This window comes from Paenibacillus sp. HB172176 (assembly GCF_011947265.1).
In the GTDB taxonomy this organism is placed as follows: Bacteria; Bacillota; Bacilli; order Paenibacillales; family Paenibacillaceae; genus Pristimantibacillus.
In genome coordinates, this window is the sequence record NZ_JAATHD010000006.1 from 193635 (window position 1) to 213186 (window position 19552).

At 51.1% G+C, this 19552-nt stretch carries 21 protein-coding genes; 17 read left to right on the forward strand and 4 right to left on the reverse strand.

The window, feature by feature from the left end; all coding sequences use genetic code 11:
* Window positions 1–112: 112 nt before the first annotated feature.
* The 5 genes from HFP08_RS11070 (at window position 113) to thiI (ending at window position 4966) form a co-directional block, all read left to right on the forward strand.
* On the forward strand, window positions 113–823 hold the full coding sequence (locus HFP08_RS11070; protein ID WP_168120657.1) for a DUF1836 domain-containing protein: 711 nt from the start codon (window positions 113–115) through the stop codon (window positions 821–823).
* 63 nt (window positions 824–886) lie between these two features.
* Window positions 887–1807, forward strand: a complete 921-nt coding sequence (locus tag HFP08_RS11075) for a prenyltransferase (RefSeq protein ID WP_168120748.1) — start codon at window positions 887–889, stop codon at window positions 1805–1807.
* Between the two features lie 53 nt (window positions 1808–1860).
* Window positions 1861–2589 (forward strand): DUF6081 family protein, encoded by a 729-nt coding sequence (locus tag HFP08_RS11080; RefSeq protein WP_168120658.1) that lies wholly within the window; start codon window positions 1861–1863, stop codon window positions 2587–2589.
* The gene (locus HFP08_RS11085) at window positions 2586–3743 is read left to right on the forward strand and encodes a cysteine desulfurase family protein (protein ID WP_168120659.1); all 1158 of its coding nucleotides are present in this window, start codon (window positions 2586–2588) and stop codon (window positions 3741–3743) included. Before HFP08_RS11080 ends, HFP08_RS11085 begins: the two co-directional genes overlap by 4 nt.
* 2 nt (window positions 3744–3745) lie before the next feature.
* Window positions 3746–4966: a tRNA uracil 4-sulfurtransferase ThiI gene (gene thiI, locus HFP08_RS11090; RefSeq protein ID WP_168120749.1), complete on the forward strand. Its 1221-nt coding sequence runs from the start codon at window positions 3746–3748 to the stop codon at window positions 4964–4966.
* Between the two features lie 151 nt (window positions 4967–5117).
* Here thiI and HFP08_RS11095 read toward each other — a convergent pair whose 3' ends face one another.
* A complete protein-coding gene (locus HFP08_RS11095; protein ID WP_168120660.1) occupies window positions 5118–5873 on the reverse strand; it encodes a TerC family protein in 756 nt (251 codons plus the stop codon).
* Between the two features lie 140 nt (window positions 5874–6013).
* Here HFP08_RS11095 and HFP08_RS11100 point away from each other — a divergent pair, with 140 nt between their 5' ends.
* The 7 genes from HFP08_RS11100 (at window position 6014) to HFP08_RS11130 (ending at window position 11368) form a co-directional block, all read left to right on the forward strand.
* Window positions 6014–6676 (forward strand): TerC family protein, encoded by a 663-nt coding sequence (locus HFP08_RS11100; RefSeq protein WP_168120661.1) that lies wholly within the window; start codon window positions 6014–6016, stop codon window positions 6674–6676.
* Between the two features lie 188 nt (window positions 6677–6864).
* Complete coding sequence (locus HFP08_RS11105; protein WP_168120662.1) at window positions 6865–7347, forward strand: hypothetical protein; 483 nt, start codon at window positions 6865–6867, stop codon at window positions 7345–7347.
* A 159-nt stretch (window positions 7348–7506) separates the two neighbouring features.
* The gene (gene typA, locus HFP08_RS11110; RefSeq protein ID WP_168120663.1) at window positions 7507–9348 is read left to right on the forward strand and encodes a translational GTPase TypA; all 1842 of its coding nucleotides are present in this window, start codon (window positions 7507–7509) and stop codon (window positions 9346–9348) included.
* A 113-nt stretch (window positions 9349–9461) separates the two neighbouring features.
* A complete protein-coding gene (locus HFP08_RS11115; protein WP_168120664.1) occupies window positions 9462–9779 on the forward strand; it encodes a YlaH-like family protein in 318 nt (105 codons plus the stop codon).
* Window positions 9776–10048 carry a hypothetical protein gene (locus HFP08_RS11120; RefSeq protein ID WP_168120665.1) on the forward strand — a complete coding sequence of 91 codons (273 nt, stop codon included), beginning with the start codon at window positions 9776–9778 and terminating at the stop codon, window positions 10046–10048. The genes HFP08_RS11115 and HFP08_RS11120 overlap by 4 nt, the downstream gene beginning before the upstream one ends.
* A gap of 18 nt (window positions 10049–10066) precedes the next feature.
* Window positions 10067–11149, forward strand: a complete 1083-nt coding sequence (locus HFP08_RS11125; protein WP_168120666.1) for an LCP family protein — start codon at window positions 10067–10069, stop codon at window positions 11147–11149.
* A gap of 81 nt (window positions 11150–11230) precedes the next feature.
* Window positions 11231–11368 carry a hypothetical protein gene (locus tag HFP08_RS11130; RefSeq protein WP_168120667.1) on the forward strand — a complete coding sequence of 46 codons (138 nt, stop codon included), beginning with the start codon at window positions 11231–11233 and terminating at the stop codon, window positions 11366–11368.
* A gap of 34 nt (window positions 11369–11402) precedes the next feature.
* Here the strand turns inward: HFP08_RS11130 and HFP08_RS11135 are convergent, their stop codons facing one another.
* Window positions 11403–11963 carry a YhcN/YlaJ family sporulation lipoprotein gene (locus HFP08_RS11135; protein ID WP_168120668.1) on the reverse strand — a complete coding sequence of 187 codons (561 nt, stop codon included), beginning with the start codon at window positions 11961–11963 and terminating at the stop codon, window positions 11403–11405.
* A gap of 113 nt (window positions 11964–12076) precedes the next feature.
* Between HFP08_RS11135 and HFP08_RS11140 the strand changes: the two genes are divergently transcribed.
* Both HFP08_RS11140 and HFP08_RS11145 read left to right on the forward strand, forming a co-directional pair.
* Window positions 12077–13408, forward strand: a complete 1332-nt coding sequence (locus HFP08_RS11140; protein ID WP_168120669.1) for a PhoH family protein — start codon at window positions 12077–12079, stop codon at window positions 13406–13408.
* A gap of 183 nt (window positions 13409–13591) precedes the next feature.
* A complete protein-coding gene (locus tag HFP08_RS11145; protein ID WP_168120670.1) occupies window positions 13592–14809 on the forward strand; it encodes an extracellular solute-binding protein in 1218 nt (405 codons plus the stop codon).
* A gap of 12 nt (window positions 14810–14821) precedes the next feature.
* Here HFP08_RS11145 and HFP08_RS11150 read toward each other — a convergent pair whose 3' ends face one another.
* Window positions 14822–15922: a coiled-coil domain-containing protein gene (locus HFP08_RS11150; RefSeq protein ID WP_168120671.1), complete on the reverse strand. Its 1101-nt coding sequence runs from the start codon at window positions 15920–15922 to the stop codon at window positions 14822–14824.
* An 82-nt stretch (window positions 15923–16004) separates the two neighbouring features.
* Between HFP08_RS11150 and HFP08_RS11155 the strand changes: the two genes are divergently transcribed.
* Complete coding sequence (locus HFP08_RS11155; RefSeq protein ID WP_168120672.1) at window positions 16005–17198, forward strand: class I SAM-dependent methyltransferase; 1194 nt, start codon at window positions 16005–16007, stop codon at window positions 17196–17198.
* A 66-nt stretch (window positions 17199–17264) separates the two neighbouring features.
* Here the strand turns inward: HFP08_RS11155 and HFP08_RS11160 are convergent, their stop codons facing one another.
* Window positions 17265–17501 carry a DUF2626 domain-containing protein gene (locus HFP08_RS11160; RefSeq protein ID WP_168120673.1) on the reverse strand — a complete coding sequence of 79 codons (237 nt, stop codon included), beginning with the start codon at window positions 17499–17501 and terminating at the stop codon, window positions 17265–17267.
* A 256-nt stretch (window positions 17502–17757) separates the two neighbouring features.
* Between HFP08_RS11160 and HFP08_RS11165 the strand changes: the two genes are divergently transcribed.
* Together HFP08_RS11165 and HFP08_RS11170 are read left to right on the forward strand one after the other, a co-directional pair.
* Window positions 17758–18408 (forward strand): RsfA family transcriptional regulator, encoded by a 651-nt coding sequence (locus HFP08_RS11165; RefSeq protein WP_168120674.1) that lies wholly within the window; start codon window positions 17758–17760, stop codon window positions 18406–18408.
* A gap of 143 nt (window positions 18409–18551) precedes the next feature.
* Window positions 18552–19529: a ketopantoate reductase family protein gene (locus HFP08_RS11170; protein ID WP_168120675.1), complete on the forward strand. Its 978-nt coding sequence runs from the start codon at window positions 18552–18554 to the stop codon at window positions 19527–19529.
* Window positions 19530–19552: the final 23 nt, after the last annotated feature.

Here is a 19552-nt window from a genome sequence, read left to right on the forward strand (position 1 = left end):
TCAGGAAGGAAGAGTGCCATTCTCATTGATTTTCGAGCCTTTACATCTCGAATTCATAGCCTTAAGATGAGTTCATATGAACTTGTAGCTAGAAAAGATAGGTGGTTGCAGGATGAATTCATTCACATTGACAAGATTAGAGATGGCCCGCATTCTGCGTTCCATGGCTGGAGAGCATGAGTTGAAGCCTATCGAGATTTTGCAGCAGGCATGGAGAAGAACCGAACGACCGCTGGAGACCGCGCCGCTTCCCGCGATCGTGGAGAAGCTGATGCGTTGCGGAGAGCGCAAGGGACTTTCGCTTCAGGAAATTGCCGAACTGGGAGGCTTAATCGAATTTTCCGCACTCACGGCCACGTCGATGCAGAATTGGGTGAAGAGAGATTTTAAGAGCTACTTCGACAGCCCGAAGGCGGGTAAGAAATATTCCTTGAATCAAGCCGCTTTACTATTTATAATCGACGATTTGAAGTCGAACCTGGATTTTGAATCGATAAGAGGCTTCTTCGCGCATTTGCTTCCAAGCACTGACGGGGATGGCAGGAAGTCGTCTGCCTGGATCGAGCCAATCGCCTTTCTGGAGTGTTACGCAGCGATATTTCAAAGGCTGGACGGACATGTGATTGGAAGATGCTCGCTTGAAGGCGACCGTCATATTCGCATGCAAGCGAAAGCCGCGGCGGAGACGTTGGACGGTTTGAACGGCATACAGCGCGCCGCCGCCGGCAATCTGCTCGCGGTAGCCGTAATATCCATTCAATCATCCTATTTTCAGACCCTGGCCAGGCAATATTGCAATGCGACCTTATTTCTTCAAATATAGGAAGGAATGGACGGCACAGCCGTTTCGCCTTGGCACATCATAGAGAGGAACGTGTTCATCATCATGTGGAATCAATTCAGGAAAGCTTCCAGATTTCAAGTTATCCCTGTTATGCTCATTCCGGTAGCGCTCGGGAGCATCGGCGCTTACGTGTGGACAAATCAATTCCATCCGCTGCTGTTTCTGCTTGCTCTAATCGGAGCCGCTGCCGCGCACTTGTTCTCCAATATGATCAACGATCTGTGGGATTTCAAGAACGGAACGGATCTGGAAGCCCATCAGACAGAGGGCGCGATTTCGACCAATTCAGGCTTTCTCACGAAAGGAACCTGGTCCTATAGGAAATTCAGCCTCGTTACCTGGCTGCTATTCGCCATTGCCGCCGCTTGCGGGTTGTCGCTGAGCTTCCTCAGCGGCTGGGTTGTGCTGATCTTCGGCTTTCTGGGCGCGTTCATCGCTTACTTCTATGTCGCGCCTCCAATTCGTTTCGGTTATCGGGGCAAAGGCTACAGCGAAATCGCGATATTGCTTGCGTTTGGCGTGCTGCCGGTAGCGGGAGCTTATTATGTTCAAGCCTCGAATCTGGATTACCGCGCGCTGCTGTTGTCGCTTCCGATCGGTTTGCTGACAACGCTTATCCTGTTCAATCATCATTTCCTGCATTGGGAGGCCGATCGACAGGCTGGCAAACGCACCTTGGTCGTGGTTTGGGGAGAGAAGCGGGCGCTTGTTTTCTCGCGCGTGTTGCTATTGCTTGCCTATCTGTCGCTGTTTCTATGCATTGGATTCGGAGCGCTCCCCTTCTACGCTCTGCTGGCGCTTCCGACGGCCATCCCGCTTTATATGGTATACGGCAGGCTGGGCGCGCATAATAAGTCCGTCGCGTATTTGCCGCTGATGGGAGCCTCGCTTCAAGCCACGATGCGCTGCGGCGGCGTGTTGATTGTTGCATTGGCGTTGCAAGCCGCTATTAATCATTGGTAACCTGAACACCGTTTGATTTCTATAAACTACAATAAAGAAAGAGGTATTTACGAATGAGCACCAAGTCGATATTGGGCGATTTTCATACGATACTGAATGACGGAGAGGTTTGGAAAATTGGCGGCTTTCCGCTTCCAGACGGCTCCTTCTGGCAATATCGCGAGCCGGACGCGGTTGTTATTGTAAGAGACGGCATTCTCTATACGCGAGCAGTCTTGAGCCGCTCGAACGATGGGGTTCAAATTCTCGACAACGCCAAGCATATGTATTATTCAGCAAAGCCCGTAGAGGTGCCGGAAAATGGCGAAATCAACTTCGAGCTGAAGATTCGGGCAAGGACGAAGGATACGCAGCCCGGCGATTTGTACGACGGCTTTGTCTCGCTCAACCTGCTTGATTTCACAACGGGAGGAGCGCTCGACTTCTTCGTGGGCAACGATCAATACGCGAGCGTCTATGCGGTATTGCCGTTTCCCGGCGTTCAGGTTCCGGAGACGGAGGGGACAAGGTACTTTTGCATTTTCAAGGAGGAGAAAGAATTCGCTGCGCGTGAATTCAATACGTACAAAATCAGCTATAATCGGACGAGCAACGAGGTTGCGTTCTTCGTAAACGGAGTGGAAGTGCGCCGCGAAAGCAATACGCCGGTGAAATTCAATCAGTTCACAGTCGCACTTGGCATTATGACCGAGAAGGATCTATCGCCGGAAGGCAGCGTCTCCGTGCATGGACAAACTATCATTGCGGAATGGTCGCCGATTACGATCGAGGTTAAGGAATGAAGGAGTTGTATTTCGATCACAGCGCATCGACTCCTCCTTACGAGGAAGTCATTCAGACGATGGCGGAAGTGATGCGCCTTCATTATGCCAATCCTTCTTCCATTCATGCCGGCGGAAGCGAGGCGGCGAAGCTGATTGAGCGTTCAAGAAACCTGGTGGCGAAGCAATTGGGCACAAGCCGCGGACGCTGGATCTTCACCTCCGGCGGAACCGAGTCGAATAACCTTGCCATCAAAGGGGCTGCGAAGCAATATCGCAGCCGCGGCAACCACATTATTACAACTGCCATCGAGCATGCGTCTGTCATGGAAGTAATGAAGCAGCTCGAGACGGAGGGGTTTCGCGTAACCTATCTGCCGGTACTTCCAACCGGACATGTCGCGGTGGATGCGGTTCGAGACGCGCTTACAGAAGATACGATTCTGGTCAGCATTATGCATGTCAATAATGAAATTGGAACGATACAGCCCATTGAAGAAATTGGCAGACTGCTCAGCGGCTATCCTCACATTCTGTTCCATACCGATGCGGTTCAAAGCTTGGGCAAGGTGAAGCTCGATCCGGACGGCTGGGGCATCGATCTCGTAAGCGGTTCGGCGCATAAGCTGCGCGGTCCGCGCGGAGCGGGCTACTTATATGTCGGCGAACGTGCCTTGTTGACGCCGCTGGCGCAGGGCGGGGAGCAAGAGGCGGGCTTGCGTCCGGGGACGGAGAATGTGCCGGCTATCGTGGCTTCGGCGAAGGCCGTCCGCATGTCGATTGAAGCGATGGAAGAGAGACAGCGAAGGCATTGCGAATTGAAGAAGCAGTTGAACGAATTTATTGCAGCCAGCGACAAGCTTTCGCTGAACGGCGCGGAGCCGGCAGCGCCGCATATCATTCATTTCTCCTATCCAGGCATGAAGCCGGAGGTTATGATTCATATGCTGGAGGAGCGAGGCATACTTGCTTCGACGAAGTCGGCATGCTCCTCCAAGGAGGACAAGCCGAGCAAGGTGCTGCTTGCTATCGGCAAGGATGCCGCGCACGCGTCGTCGGGCATTCGAATATCGCTTGGCGACGAGCATACAAGCGAAGACATTGTACGGTTGACAGAAGCGCTTGACGAGCTAGCTAAGGAGCTCGCGACGCTGGAGAGGAGGAGAGGCCGTTGAGTATTCAATACGATCAAATCGTGCTTCGCTACGGAGATTTGACCATGAAAGGACGCAATCGCAATCAGTTCGAGAGAAAGATGCTTGCGCAGGTGAAATACGCGCTTGCCGGGTTTGAGAAGGTAACTTATTGGAAAACGTTCGGACGGCTGTACGTAAAGCTGAACGGACATCCGTACGAGGGCGTCGCAAGCCGTCTAAAGGACTTGTTCGGGTTAACCTCGCTCAGTCCCGTGATCAGTACGACGTCCGATCTGGAATCGATAAGAGAAGCGGCATTGTCTCTCATGAAAGCGCTGGAAAGCGTTCCAAGCACCTTCAAGGTAAGCGTGAAGCGGGCTTGGAAGCAGTTTCCCCATAACTCGCAAGAGATGAATCATCTGGCCGGCTCCCATGTACTTCGGGCGTTTCCGTCCTTGTCTGTAGATGTGCATCATCCCGAGCTGGAGCTGAGAATCGATATTCAAGAGGAAGCGACTTATATTTTTTGCGAGGTTATTCCTTGCGCGGGAGGCTTTCCGTTCGGCTCTAACGGCAAAGCGATGCTGCTTCTGTCGGGCGGCATTGATTCGCCGGTTGCGGGCTGGATGGCGATGCGCAAAGGGCTCGAAATTGAAGCGGTTCATTTCCACAGCTATCCGTTCACCAGCGAACAGGCCAAGGACAAGGTTATTGCGCTGGCCAAACGGCTGTCGTATTACAGCGGCATCCCGCTCAAGCTTCATCTTGTTCCGTTCACGGATATCCAGACCGCCTTCGCCGGCTCGAAGCATGATAATATTCTCATTACGCTGATGAGACGCTCCATGCTTGCCATAACGGAAAAGCTGGCGGAGAAGAGCGGGGCTCTCGGCATCGTTACGGGTGAAAGCCTGGGTCAGGTTGCCAGCCAAACCCTGTCTTCCATGAACGTCATCGGCAGAACCGCCGAGCTGCCGTTGCTTAAGCCTCTCATCATGATGGACAAGCAAGAAATTATCGATCAAGCCGTCAAGATCGGAACGTACCAAACCTCGATTCTGCCCTACGAGGATTGCTGCACCTTGTTCCTTCCGAAATCGCCTACGACGAATCCGAATCTCCGCATCGTGGAGAAGGCGGAGAAGCTCATTCCGAATTTGGAGGAGATGATTGAAGCGGCGGTCGAAGGAACAGAGGAGCTTCTGCTTACGCCGGAAAGCGTCGTAGTTGAAGAAACTGCGGGCGAGGATGCTTGGTTCTGAGTCGTTGAGCGGTTCAGAAATCTAACAAAGATTTGTATCTTTATTTATCGCTTTTGATTGATGATGAAGGCCTCGTTTTTGAGGCAGTGGCGTTACAAATCTTCGCAAGCTTCGCGGCGAATCGATTATTTTGAAAAAGAGCAGCCGTCCCTCAAAGGGATGAGCTGCTCTTTGCTTTATCATTGCTTTTGACCTTGTCCTTGTCGCGGCCCTCGGCTTTCGCATGAGCCCGTTTGTTCGTCAGATAGCCTCCGTAGACGATAATTACAATCAGAGCCAGAATAAATGCCCAATAGGTCAGTGAATTTTCCTTGAATACGTCATGGAAGGCTTCTTCGTGGGTAATCATCTTCGCTGCCGTATAAGCCAGCACCGCCGAGCCGAGATAGACGATCCAGCTGAAGCGGTCGATTAGCTTGATGAACAGCGTGCTGCCCCACACGACGACCGGCACGGAAATGAGCAAGCCGAGAATGACCAGCAGCAGCTCATGCTCGCCGCCCCCCGAGCCGCCTTTGGCCGCGCCGGCGACGGCTATGACATTGTCGATGCCCATTGCCGCATCCGCGATAATGATGGTTCGGATGGATTGCAGAAGCGTGTTGCCCGCCTTTATATGATCATGACCGTCCTCCTGCACCAGCAGCTTATAAGCGATCCATAGGAGCAGCAGGCCTCCAATGAGATTGAGCCAAGGCACCGCGAGCAATTGAACGACGAGCAGCGTAGCGATCACTCGTATGCCGACCGCTCCGACCGTTCCCCAGATGACCGCCTGCTTCTGTTGATGCTTGGGCAGCTTATTCGCCGCGAGTCCGATGACGATTGCGTTGTCTCCGGCCAGAATGAGATCGATGAACACAATCGTTAATAAGGCCATTAGAAATTCCGCCGAGAAAATATCCAATTCGAATTTCCTCCTTTCCCTTTTTTCGGTCGATGCTTATAACTACAGTTCATACGTTCCATTTATGAGATCGATTCAAAAATTTTAAGACATAATCCGTAAAGCTTGTTCATACCCCTGTTATGAGGGGGGAATAGCCGGTGGACAGCATAATCGTATTTCTGGAAATCGTGTTGATCAATATCTTGCTCAGCGGCGACAATGCGATCGTGATCGCCATGGCGAGCCGGCATCTTCCGGCGCGCCAGCGGAAACGCGCAATTTGGTGGGGAGCATTCGCCGCCGTGGGATTAAGATGCTTGCTAACCCTTGTCGCGCTGAGACTGCTGCAGATTCCATTCCTGCAAGCGGCAGGCGCTCTGCTGCTGCTTTATATTTCGGTCAAGCTTCTGGCGGAGGCGGGAAGTCATCCCGATTCACAGCACGTGAAGCGTTCCGCGACAATCGGACAAGCCGTCTGGACGATCGTTACCGCCGATTTCATCATGAGTCTCGATAATGTGCTCGCGATTGCCGCGGTTGCAGAGGGGGATATTGTCCTGATCCTTCTTGGCATCGCGCTGAGCATTCCGATGATTATATGGGGAAGCCAGATGCTGGGCTCGTTGCTTCAACGCTTTCCGGCGCTGTCCTTCATCGGCGCGGGACTGCTTGCGTTCGCGGCGGGGGAGATGCTGGTTCAGGATCCCGGTCTTGACAGTTATATCGCCTACGGCTCGCATGCGGTAACGGAGCTTATTCCCTTGCTGTGCGTTCCGATGGTCATCGCCGTTGCGATGCTTCGCAGAAAATCCAATCCATAAAGGCGGAATTCGTCGAAAAAAGGGTAAATGCAAAGGAATCGCCGATGTCTGCGGGCATTGGCGGTTTTTTTTGCGAACTTGCCCTTCATGCACTGGTATTTTTGCTTCACTTCCATTAAACTAATAAAGATAAAAACCGGCGTCTTTCGTCTTTTGTCGCGGAGGATGTTGTAAGGAGCGGAATGGATATGCCAACTAATAAATATTCCGCTGGAATTATTTTGCTGATCGTCGGAGTCATCATTCTTTTGGGCAAGATAGGGGTATTCAGCGTCCTCGGGGCGATATTCTGGCCTTTGCTCGTATTGATTCCTGGAGTGCTGCTGCAAGTGCTGTATTTCGGCAGAGTAGTTCCGGCTGTGACCTTGGTGCCTGGCGGAATGCTCGTTGTTTATGCATTGCTTTTTATCATCTGCAATATTTTTGGTTGGGAGAGCTTGAGAATCCTTTGGCCGCTGTTCTTCTTCGGCGTCGCCGCGGGTTTGTATGAATATTACATGTTCGGTTCCGCGGTGCCGCGTGTTATATTTAGAGTTTCAGTCGGTTTGGCCGCAGCTTCCTTGCTCGTACTTGTTATTATGCTGATGTGGAGCTGGGGGATTTATCTCGTTGCCGCCGCATTGATCGCGGCGGGAGCATGGATGATGTTTGGCAAGCGCAAGCGCTGGTAACCAGCGCTTGCGCTTGAGTAGCTGAGGTTAAATGTATGTTCAAAAAGTTCGGTTGAATGCAAGATTCGATGTCGAATAATCTTCTTGGGATACTCCGCGATCAAAATCGGACTTTTTGAACAACCTCTATAAATAAAAAATTGGAGTGGATTATTTCTTATGCAAGCAAGAGAAAACTTACGCAACATCGCGATCATCGCACACGTTGATCATGGCAAAACGACTTTGGTTGACAAGCTTCTGCAGCAGTCCGGCACGTTCAGGGATCATGAGGCCGTACAGGAACGCGCGATGGATTCGAATGATCTGGAACGGGAGCGCGGCATTACGATTCTGGCGAAGAATACGGCTATTAATTACAAGGAGTTTCTGATTAACATCGTGGATACGCCGGGCCACGCCGACTTCGGCGGCGAGGTTGAACGGATTATGAAGATGGTCGACGGCGTACTCCTCGTGGTAGACGCGTTCGAAGGCTGCATGCCGCAGACGAAATTCGTATTGCGCAAAGCGCTTGAGCATCAATTGACCCCGATTGTGGTCGTGAACAAGATCGACCGTCCGAATGCCCGCCCCGTCGAGGTTATCGACGAGGTTCTGGATTTGTTCATCGAGCTTGGCGCCAATGACGATCAGTTGGAATTCCCGGTCGTCTACGCATCCGCATTGATGGGCACCTCCTCGCTTGATCCGGAGAAGCAGGAAGACAATATGATGGACTTGTATGAGACCATCGTCAGCCATATTCCTTCTCCGACGGAGAATGTGGAAGAGCCGCTGCAATTCCTGGTTACGTTGCTTGACTACAACGAGTATCTCGGACGAATCGCAATCGGCCGCGTGAACAGAGGTCTGATCAAGCAAGGTCAATCGGTGGCGGTTATCGACCGCGATGGCAAGACGAAGCAGGCCAGAATCGAGAAGCTGTTCGGCTTCCAGGGCTTGAAGCGCATTGAAGTGGCGGAAGCGGGCGCAGGGGATATTGTCGCGATTGCCGGCATTCGCGAAATTAATATCGGCGAGACCATCGCGGACCCTCAGAATCCGGAGGCATTGCCAGTGCTTAAGATTGACGAGCCTACGCTGCAAATGACGTTCCTGGTTAATAATTCGCCATTTGCAGGCCGCGAAGGCAAATGGGTAACTTCTCGCAAGCTGCGCGAGCGTCTGTTCAAAGAGCTGGAGACGGATGTAGCGCTTCGCGTTGACGAGACGGAAAGTCCTGATGCATTCATCGTGTCGGGCCGCGGCGAGCTTCATCTCGGTATTCTGATCGAGAATATGCGCCGCGAAGGCTATGAGCTGCAGGTGTCGAAGCCGGAGGTTATCATCAAGGAAGTAGACGGCAAGAAGCAAGAGCCTTATGAACGGCTGCTGATTGATGTGCCGGAAGAAAGCATGGGCTCCGTTATGGAGAGTCTGGGTACGCGCAAAGCCGAGATGGTCAATATGATCAACAATGGCAACGGCCAAGTTCGTCTGGAGTTCATCATTCCGGCGCGCGGATTGATCGGATACCGCACCTCGTTCCTGACGTTGACGCGCGGATACGGTATTATGAATCATGCATTCGACAGCTACGGCCCGCTGGCAGGAGCTGCCGTCGGCGGACGTCATCAAGGCGTGCTGGTAGCGAGCGAGAACGGAACGTCCACCTTCTACGGCATGCTCGGCGTGGAGGATCGGGGGCTTATGTTCGTGGAGCCCGGCACAGAGATCTATGAAGGCATGATCGTCGGCGAGCATAATCGCGATAATGACATTATCGTCAATATATGCAAGGAGAAACAGCTATCCAACGTTCGTTCTGCGGGTAAGGATGATACCGTTAAGCTGAAAACGCCTGTCCTCTTCTCGCTGGAGCAAGCGCTGGAATATTTGAATGATGATGAATATTGCGAAATTACGCCAAAATCGATTCGTCTCCGCAAGAAAATTCTTGTGAAGAGCGAGCGAGAGCGCGCGGAGAAGCATCGCAAGACGGCTCAAGCTGGCGTCTAAGCGAATCATAATTGGGTTTGAACAGAAGGTTTGCTTCGGCAAACCTTCGCTTTTTGACCATGACAGCCTTTAAACTTTTCGGAGCCATTACCGATTGGAGGTTACGTTACGATATGCAACAATGGCTAAGTGATCATATGCTCGTCTCCTACATTCTCATTCTCGTGTTTACGATCTTCATATTCAATCAAGTGTTCCGTCCTCAACAGAAGCTGCCGATTCTGAAGGAGGTGCTGGTCTATGTTCTTATGGCGATCGGCTGCTTCATTCTTCTCATCTTCCAGGTCGACAAGCTGCCAATTCTTCAGTGCATGGCTATTGCGGTCCTCTTGATGCTGATGCTTCGCAGCCGTCAATTCTACGACAAATGGAAATCGCGCAGAGGAAAGGATTCCTCCTCCGATGCGAATCAGGCGGATACGGGACGATGAGACTCGAAGACGCTTTGTTCAATTGGCTCCAGATCCGGTTGGTGGCGGAGGCTCGCCCCGATGATGAAGCGGCGGCGGATACGCTCTCGTTCTTCGAACAGATTCTGAGAGAGGATCACGGTCTAAGCCGATGCGAGATTACGAAGCGGGACGCTGCCATGATCTATGTCGATTATGAGCGGCACGGCGAGTCCAAACAGCAGGCTTATCCGAATGAGCTTGGAGAACAGCTGCTAATAGACATTGAAGCGAATCCCAAATATAACTGAGCATTGAAGGTGGAACCCATGACTTCTGACAAATCGAGCTTGCCCCCGCGCGCGTCGTCGCGCAGGATTTCGGGGCCCGACAAACCGAAAAAACCAGTCAAGAAGAAAAAGAAAAAGCGCAATATTCTTATCCCCTTGTTCGCGACGCTGTTCGGGCTGCTATTGATTCTCGCTGTCTTCCTTGCTCATCTGGCATTGAAGGCAAACGACGCGATCAATACAATCGGCATTAACGAAAGCAATGATCTCGGCGAGACGGTCATTACGCCGGTTCCCAAGGATGAATCGGTGAAGGAGAAGCCTGTCGCATTTCTCATCATGGGGCTCGATTCGCGCCATAACGGCGGCGGCTTGAACACCGATGTGATGATGGTGGCGGCCTTCGACCCGGATACGAAGAAGGCGACCTTTGTTACGATTCCCCGCGATACATACGTAAAGGCCGGAGGCTATTCGGGCGGGAAGATCAATGCCGCATACGCCGAGTTCTATATGCATGCCAAGAATACAGACAAAATGGAGAAGACCGCGGCGGAGCTTGCCGGAAAAAAAGGCGCCAGGGAGACTTTAGGCGACTATTTCGGCATAGATATTAAATATGCGGCAATGATTAATTTCAGCGGCTTCGAGGAAGTGATTGACGCGCTTGGCGGCGTGAAGGTAAATGTGGACATGCGGATGAGATACTCGGATTCCGCTGATGGAACCAATATCGACCTTCAGAAGGGCGAACAAGTGCTTGACGGGAAGAATGCTCTTGACTTTGTACGCTATCGGAAATCCAATGACGGCACGAATATGTCGAGCGACTTTGAGCGCAACGAGCGGCAAAGCCAGGTGCTGAAGGCTATTCTCGACAAGATGATGACCTTGGGAGGTTTAACCAAGCTCGACGATGTCATAAAGGCGGTTGGCGACAATGTAAGCATGGATATGCAGAGCAGTGAAATTAGAAATATGCTTGCGAAATACAAATCGCTTCGCAGCGATGACATCACGTTCATGGCGCTGGATGGCACTTGGAAGAGTCCGTATGTCTATGCGGATGACGACAGTCTGCAGGCGGCCAGAGACGCTCTGCAAGCGATAATGGCCGAATGAGCATAGACTGTTCATGAATTAATCGTTATAATAAGGGTATGAAGCTGCTTCTGAAGGTTCACTCAAGAGGAGGTCATGCGGATGGTGGAACGAATCCTTGCGGGAGCTCCGCAATCTATACCCGGCACGAATTCGATTGTAAGGAAGAACCAAGTGAATACAATAGCTTCGGACAAGGCTGTATTTGCATTGTCCGCCGACGAATATGAGAAAGCCTAGTGAGCATTCACTAGGCTTTTTGCGTCTTGCGGCATTATTGAGCCCCGGAATGCGGCTCTTCGTTGACAGGCTCTTCAGCAGGCGCTTGTTCATCCGGCTTCGGCGGAGCGATATTGCGTGGAAGCTGGGGAATTAATCTTCCAATAATATCGGCCATCTCATTGGCGAATCCGGAAAGGGGGCGGCCGTTGCGAATGTCGGCGCCGATCTCCTTCAAGCGATCGCGAATATCAATATCGGCCGTAACAATCGCATCGATGCCGTATGGATCATTATGGAAGGCTTCGGCAACCGAATACTTAATCGTGCCGACCCGGGAGCGCTCGACCGAGCCGTTCACATTAATGCCGACAATCGCCGTGTTGCCAATAATGACGCAATTGGCGTCATTAACGCCGTCAACGCCCTTGGCAAGCTCCTCCAGGTGTGCTTCCACCGCGGACCGGTCTTCAATTAATTTCTTGCCTGCGCCATTCTCCTGAGCGTGCAGGCTGCCATTATTATGCTGAGAGGGTGATGAATCAGGATTCGCGTTAGCGCCGCAGCCGCTCAGCAGCAATGCTGAGCAGCAAGCGGCGGTTATCCATTTGTACATGGATGCCACCTCTTTCAAGTTTGAATTGCATGCGCATCTGTTGTCTATGTAGTTTGTCCGCAGCATTCTATGGCTATGTATGCAAAAGATTATCCGACGCCGGGAGGGTTCTCATGAAGAAAAAATTCGTGCTCGATACTAATGTGCTGCTACATGACCCGCAATCGCTCTTCTCATTCGATGACAACGAAGTTATAATCCCTGCTGTCGTGCTTGAAGAGATTGATTCCAAGAAAAGACTTGCGGATGAGCTGGGCAGGAATGCGCGGACCGTTTCCCGTCTGCTCGATAAAATGCGGGAGGGAGGACATCTGCATGAAGGCATCGGCTTGCCGGGAGGCGGGCTGCTCAAGGTGGAGCTTAATCATCGAAGCTTCATGCGCGTTCAGGAAATGTTCGGAGAAATTTCGAATGACAATCGGATTCTAGCCGTTGCGCTCAATTATCAAATGGAGCAGGAGAACGAGGTCGAAAAATCCGAAGTCATTCTCGTCAGCAAGGATGTGCTCGTAAGAATTAAGGCGGATGTGCTTGGCGTTAAAGCGCAGGATTATTTGTCAGACCGAATCATCGATTCCTCCGATTTCTATTCCGGCAATATAACCCTGCATGTCCATCCATCGGTCATCGATGAATTTTATACGTATCGCTATCTCAGCGTGAATCATTTGCAGCTTAGAGATCGTCTTAATCCGAACGAATTCGTTATTCTGAAGGATGAAATGGGTACATCCAAGTCGGCGCTGCTCAAGGTCAGTCCAGACGGAATCCGACTTGAGCCGCTGTTTCTGAGCAACGACCCGGTATGGGGCATTACCGCCCGCAATGCTCAGCAGCGGATGGCGCTGGAGCTGCTTTTGAACGATGAAATTCCGCTCGTGACCTTGTCGGGCAAAGCCGGTACCGGCAAGACGCTGCTCGCTCTCGCTGCGGGCCTGATGAAGGTTGAAGACGAGCATAAATATAAAAAGCTTCTCATTGCAAGACCGGTCGTGCCGATGGGCAAGGATATCGGTTATCTTCCCGGTGAAAAGGAGGAGAAGCTGAGACCCTGGATGCAGCCAATCTACGATAATCTGGAGTTTCTGTTCGATACGAAGAAGGCGGGAGATATTGACAAAATCTTGATGGGCATGGGAAGCATTCAAGTCGAAGCGCTAACCTATATTCGCGGCAGGTCTATTCCGGGTCAATTCATTATTATCGACGAGGCGCAAAACTTAACCAAGCATGAAGTGAAAACCATCGTATCCCGGGTAGGCGAAGGAAGCAAAATCGTGCTGATGGGAGACCCGGGTCAAATTGACCATCCTTATCTCGATTCGATCAGTAACGGACTTACGCATATTATCGAGAAATTCAAGAATGAAGGACTTAGCGGTCATATGACTCTAGAGAAGGGCGAGCGCTCGAAGCTCGCCCAGATCGCAGCGGATTTACTGTAGATTAACATGGCAAGATATGCTTGCAAGCAAGCGGCGAGGCAGGAGAAAAGCGATGCCTCGCCGCTTTTTCTATTTCCTTCCTATTACTTCAAGACTTCGAAATATTACATTTCGATTGCGAACATATACAAAACGTCCTATTACTGTTATCCTATACGCATAATAGGGTAGAAGGAAGGGACGATGACCGTGTCTCCTCGAAAATTCGCGCCTCTTCTCGTCGGGGCGCTGCTGTTGACGCTGCTGCTGCTGCTCTACTTCTCACAAACAGCGAATTGGAATTGGAGAAGCCTGGATCACGCCAATGACGAGTCGGCATTACAACCGGCCGGAGGACAGACGATTTCCTTAAAGACAACTGATTTGTTTGTAACCGTTTCCATGGATGCCGCCGAATTCAATAAGCTAGAAGCGCTTAATAAGCAATTTATGAATAATTACCCCTACCTGAATGTGAAATTAACGAACGAATCCGCGGCTGAAGCCGATTTCGCAGCTTGGAAAAATCGGAGCGATCAAGGCAGCGCGACGGATATTATGCTGCTCGATAACAGCTGGGTTATCCCCTTTGCCGTAGAGGGTCTGCTCAAGCCCGTGGACTCGCTCATGACAGGGGACGTGCTCAAGGAACAGCCTGCTCGTCTTGCCGAGCCGCTCAAGTGGAACGGTTATTCGTGGGGGGTGCCGAATGATTTCAATCCTTATATTATGCTGTGGAATAAGGATATGCTGGAGATGGCAGGGTTAAACGAGGCTCCCGGCAACTGGGGAGAGTGGCAGAAAGCAGTGGATTGGATTCTATCCAATTCAACCGCGGCCAATCATTTCCTGCTTAATCTTAGCAGAGATGATCTGAATCAATTGCTGCTGTGGCTTTCGAAGTTCGATGCGGAAAGCAGCAAAGAATTGTACGAGCTTAAGGCTCTAAGCGACAAGCAGCGCGAGAGACTGCTATGGCTTCAATCGATTCCTCATGAAGCACTTGTTCGCGTTCCGCTCAATCAAATCTATACGCTCAGCGATCTCATTGCCGGCGATGAGCTTCTCGCGATGATGCTGCCTTGGGACAGCTATCAGAAGCTAAGTCTGGCCGCTCAGAAGAAGCTTATTATCGACAAAGATGCAATTCGCTATCCATGGATGAATGGCAGCTCCTTTGTCATAAGCAGCAGCAGCCTTCATGAGAATGAGGCCATATTGTGGATACAGGAAATGACGAGGAGCGAGACGGAGAGCCTGCCTGTCTGGTGGGACGATATTCTTGGCGCGAAGACGGAGGAAGGGGAGCTGCTTCAGCCCGACCCGCTGCGGCCGGTCAAATGGCTGCAATGGGAAACTTTATGGAATAGGGATACGAACGAAGCCTTTCACCTGGAGGCGTTTGCCGCCGACATCAATTAAGCATTAATCTCATCAGAGATTAATGCTTAATTTAATAATAAGCTCGCCATCCGTTGTTTCGACATCGTTTGCTTTCAGGAATTTTAGTATCTTTCCGGGGTAGAATCCAAGGTCGAACTCCTGCTCCAGCGAAGCCCTGGTGGTGTCCGGCAACGAAAACCCGTTATAGATAAGCTCGTCAACATGAAAAATAATGCCGTTTATCTTTTCATTTTCGATTGTATAATGGCCAATGACGCTAATGTCCATGCCGTCCCGGCTGCCAGAGGCGGTGATCTTGTTATCCTCGAAATGGAAAGAGAAATTGCTGAACCGTTTATCTTGCTCGATCAAGAACGCATTTAGCTTTTCCTCCGGAATGCGAATCGTATATTGAAATCCTTTTGTTTCCAGAAGATCTTTATTGTCTTGAATCCATTCCGGCAGCTTGCCCATTGCCTTCGACAACGCCTTGAAATAGCTTTGAACCTCCTTAAGGCCCGCAGTCTGCCAACTGTTCGTCAGTTCCTCCATCAGAAGCCTGATGCGTTCGCTGTCGCTGCGGCCCTCAAGCTGCTCGTCGACTTGCGACTCAAGAGCAAGAACGCGTTCGCGCTGCTGCTTCAGCCGATTCTCAAGGAGAATCAGCCCGGCTTGCTTCTCGCCCATCTCCGTGTAACGCTCTTGGAGCGCATGATATTGATCGATATAGCTGTTCAGAGTATGCTTGTCATTGGAAATAACGAGGTCAATAAAATCCAGCACTTGAAAAAAATGCGTAAGGGAGTCGGCGTTTAGCAACGCGCCGTACATCCCGTCGCGTTCTCCCATATAATAAGCCCGCAGCACTTTGCCGGCTCCATCGCGTTTGTCCGAGATTTGCTCTTCCTGCTCGGAAAGCTGTTGCTCCGTATCCGTCATCGTCAAGCGTAAGTCCGCTTGCTGCTGCTCCAGCCGCGCGATTTCCTTGTCGATTTCGACGACGGACAGGCTTTTCTCCAGAATGTCGTGAATATCGTCATTGGGAACAGCGAGCGTCTCGGCATATGCTGGATACCCGATCGCAAGCGCCAGGCTGATTAGCAGCAAGAGTATGACGGAAGTCAATCGTGTGCGGTAATTGAATTCAGGCAACGTCTCTCTCCCTCCCCCGCAACTAGTGTATGCGGTTGTCCTGTCTATTATATCTTACAAATGGAAAAGGATGAAATCAATCATGACAAAATCAGCTTCATCGAAATTATCGATAAAAATAAAGCAGTTGATAAATGCATCCACGCTTAGAGGTTACCCGCATCAGGCTCAACCGAAAGCAGGCGTCTCGAGGACGGTGCCCTGCATCTCCTTCAAAGATTATATGGCTCGCTGCCTCTACGATGAAGAGTTCGGCTATTATCGAAGCGGTCGAATGAGAATCGGCAAGGAAGGCGACTTCTATACGAGCGCTTCCGCGGGCGATGTGATGGCAACCGCCATTGCTTCTTATATAGCCGAGCATGAGGCGAAATCGGGCGGGTATGCCAGTCTGATCGAATGGGGAGCGGGCACGGGCAAGCTCGCAGCTGCAATAGTCAGGAAACTGACGATCATGACATGTTCGGATTTTCACGAGTCAAAGCGAGGAAAGCGGCCTCCGTATATTTGCGTTGAGAATCATCCCGCTCATGCGGAAGCGATCAGGAACGCCTTTGTTGAAGCTGAATTGGACGCCTCCGCGCTTCGAATCAGACGCTCGGCGCAAATGGAGATAGAGGATGAATGGCCTCTTGACAGCCAGTTAATCGCGAACGAACTGCTCGACGCATTCCCGGTGCATCGGATATGCCGGTATGACGGCCTTCTCTGGGAACTGGGCGTTGCTTGCGACGAGCATAATCATTTGGTATACACCCGCATTCCCTGGAACAAAAATGATGAAGGAATGCGGCAAGCGCTGGAGGAGAGCGGACTTACACTCGCGGAAGGACAAACAACGGAGCTTTGTCCCGATGCGGGTGACTGGATCAGGCAGCTTGGAAAGCGAATGAAGCAGGGAAGAGTGTTGCTCATTGATTACGGGCACGAGGCCGGGGAATATGGCGCGGAGCACCGCATGAACGGCACGCTTCTAACTTACGCCAGACATCAAGCAAGTGATTCGCCATTCGAGGAGCCGGGGAGGCGGGACATCACGGCTCATGTTAATTTCACGGCCATTCGATCTGCTGCCGCTTCGGCTGGCTTTCGGGAGCTGTATTTCGATACGCAGAAGCAGTTTCTGATTGATAACGGGATTCTTGATCAGCTGCGGGAGCATGATGGAAGAGATCCGTTCGGCGAGACTGCAAGGAGCAATCGATTTATTCGGCAACTGCTGCTCAGCGACGGGATGAGCGAGACCTTCAAGGTCATGATATTGGAGAAGGCATGAAGAAAGCCTGCCGGGCGCAGAGAGTAGCATTGCGCTTCAGCAGGCTTTGATTCTGTGCTTGCTCGATTAGAACGGCAAGCCCATTACGAAGACGGACCAATATGTAAATCCAATAAACGATATTGCCATATATCCCCAAAACATAACGATGTATGTTTTCTCAGAGAAATTTAAGTAACCCAGAAATACAAAAGCGACAGCTTGCGCGAAGAACAATAGAGCAAATTCTGTCATGTGGCCGGCGAAAGCCATTAAACCAATGACCAAACACCAAAAGCCGAGTACCCGATACATACGTCCCAAGATAGCATCCCCCTTCCGAAGTCTTCCCCAATTTCTAAACATCATTATAACGTTTGAGCAAAAAAGTGTAAACCTGCAACTGCGCGGAATTCATAAATATTTCATAAGTGTTCACTTTAGTTTGCTCCGCGTGACGTTTGATCATGTATGAGTTCGCAAAAAAATGGTTATACAAAATAGTATCCAATAGATTCTATGAACTCTACCAAGGGCATAGAGATAAGTAAGCGCCTTTACGTTAGGAGGTTTTTATCGCATGACAGCAGTTAGACAAGATGCGTGGAGCCCGGACGATGATCTCATTCTCGCCGAGGTTACTCTGCGCCATATTCGCGAAGGAAGCACACAGCTTGGGGCTTTCGAAGAGGTTGGAGAGAGAATAGGACGCACTTCAGCGGCCTGCGGGTTCCGCTGGAACAGCTGCGTCCGCAAACGGTATGAGGAAGCGATTCAAATTGCGAAGCAGCAGCGTCAGAAGCGCAATTACTTGAAGAAGCAAACGGTGGCGGCGACATCGCAGGTCTCTTCTCTTACGGCATTCGATGCTGAGGAGCGTACGTACAAACCAGATATAAACGCATTGGATGAAGGTTTGTCGGTTGACGCAGTTATCCGTTTTCTGAGAGGCTGGAAGACGACGTATCAGGATTTATCTCGCCAGATCAAGCTGTTCGAGAAAGACGTGAAGGAGAAGGACGAGGAATTGTACCGGCTACGCCATGAGAATGAGAGATTAACGAAGGAAGTCAGCAGCGCGAAGACGGATTATCACACGGTGAACGATGATTACAAGACGTTGATTCAAATTATGGATCGCGCCAGAAGATTGACCGTTCTATCGAGCGAGGATGAAGCAAAGCCGCGCTTTAAGATGGACGCGAATGGAAACCTTGAACGCATCGAATAACAATTTCGGAAAGCCAAAAGAGCTCGCAGCCGACAACAGGCAGCGAGTTTTTTGCTGTTGCCCGATGCTAACGCCAATATGGATTCTTTGCTGCTATTCGCTCATAATGAATAGAGCTGCGAAGGAAACGGGGAGGGTTGTATATGCGGATCGAAATTATAGGAGGGGGCGCGATCGGAATGTTAATCGCGGCTAGACTTGCCCGTTCAGGCGAGGAAACCGCAGTCTGGACCAGAAGCTCGGAACAAAGCGAAGAACTGCGGAGAACCGGCATCAGGCTGCAAGATTTGGAGACGGATTCGAATCTAGCGAATATCGTACAGATCGAGAGCCGGGCTTTTGAACAGGACGGGGGATGCTGGCTGCCCGAAGCCATGCCGGATTTCTGCTGGCTCATTGTGGCGGTGAAGCAGTCGCATCTGGATGCATCGTTTATGAAGAAGCTGCGCGAACGTGCAGTGTTGTTCAAGGACAGGGCTGCGATTGTTGCGATTCAGAATGGAGTTGGACATCTGGAGAAGCTTGCGGACGCGCTTGAGGGGGTGCCGGTCTTCGCGGCTGTAACGACGGAAGGCGCAAAGCGGCTCGGCGTCTGTTCGGTGCAGCATACCGGCAGGGGACGGATATGGATTTCCAAAGACGCTGTGAAAGGGAAGGTTCCTGCCGAATTACTCGATTTTGCGCAAAAAAAGTTCATTGAGATCATTCAAAAGGCAGGATTTGACGCTTTGTTGTCGAATGACATCAATGATCGAATCTTACATAAATTATTGATTAACGCCGTTATCAATCCTTTGACCGCCATTTTTCACGTATTAAACGGTGAGCTGCCGCGGCAGCCCGAGCGGTTGCTTCTCATGAAGAGTCTATACGCGGAATCCGAGGCGATTCTGCGCAGCGCCGGCATGCTGCAAGCTCATGACAGCTGGGAGCAGATCCTGCAGGTTTGTCGGCAAACGAGCGATAACGAGTCCTCAATGCTGAGCGATATTCGCGCCGGCAGGCTCACGGAGATTGATTCGATTAACGGAGCGATAGCGGACATGGCGTATAGCTTCGGCATGGATGCCCGGATGAATCAAGCGATTGTCACGATCGTTCATGCGATGGAACGGAAATAAAAGAAGAGGGAGAGGAGAGGGAT

Bases quoted from the DNA above. Each gene is read 5' to 3' on its own strand.
- HFP08_RS11125 (WP_168120666.1), top strand. From the start codon at position 10,067: ATGACTTCTGACAAATCGAGCTTGCCCCCGCGCGCGTCGTCGCGCAGG.
- HFP08_RS11105 (WP_168120662.1), top strand. From the start codon at position 6,865: ATGCCAACTAATAAATATTCCGCTGGAATTATTTTGCTGATCGTCGGA.
- HFP08_RS11135 (WP_168120668.1), bottom strand. From the start codon at position 11,963: ATGTACAAATGGATAACCGCCGCTTGCTGCTCAGCATTGCTGCTGAGC.
- HFP08_RS11115 (WP_168120664.1), top strand. From the start codon at position 9,462: ATGCAACAATGGCTAAGTGATCATATGCTCGTCTCCTACATTCTCATT.
- HFP08_RS11130 (WP_168120667.1), top strand. From the start codon at position 11,231: ATGGTGGAACGAATCCTTGCGGGAGCTCCGCAATCTATACCCGGCACG.
- HFP08_RS11140 (WP_168120669.1), top strand. From the start codon at position 12,077: ATGAAGAAAAAATTCGTGCTCGATACTAATGTGCTGCTACATGACCCG.
- HFP08_RS11145 (WP_168120670.1), top strand. From the start codon at position 13,592: ATGACCGTGTCTCCTCGAAAATTCGCGCCTCTTCTCGTCGGGGCGCTG.
- HFP08_RS11165 (WP_168120674.1), top strand. From the start codon at position 17,758: ATGACAGCAGTTAGACAAGATGCGTGGAGCCCGGACGATGATCTCATT.
- typA (WP_168120663.1), top strand. From the start codon at position 7,507: ATGCAAGCAAGAGAAAACTTACGCAACATCGCGATCATCGCACACGTT.
- HFP08_RS11070 (WP_168120657.1), top strand. From the start codon at position 113: ATGAATTCATTCACATTGACAAGATTAGAGATGGCCCGCATTCTGCGT.
- HFP08_RS11120 (WP_168120665.1), top strand. From the start codon at position 9,776: ATGAGACTCGAAGACGCTTTGTTCAATTGGCTCCAGATCCGGTTGGTG.
- HFP08_RS11080 (WP_168120658.1), top strand. From the start codon at position 1,861: ATGAGCACCAAGTCGATATTGGGCGATTTTCATACGATACTGAATGAC.
- HFP08_RS11155 (WP_168120672.1), top strand. From the start codon at position 16,005: ATGACAAAATCAGCTTCATCGAAATTATCGATAAAAATAAAGCAGTTG.
- HFP08_RS11075 (WP_168120748.1), top strand. From the start codon at position 887: ATGTGGAATCAATTCAGGAAAGCTTCCAGATTTCAAGTTATCCCTGTT.
- HFP08_RS11085 (WP_168120659.1), top strand. From the start codon at position 2,586: ATGAAGGAGTTGTATTTCGATCACAGCGCATCGACTCCTCCTTACGAG.
- HFP08_RS11170 (WP_168120675.1), top strand. From the start codon at position 18,552: ATGCGGATCGAAATTATAGGAGGGGGCGCGATCGGAATGTTAATCGCG.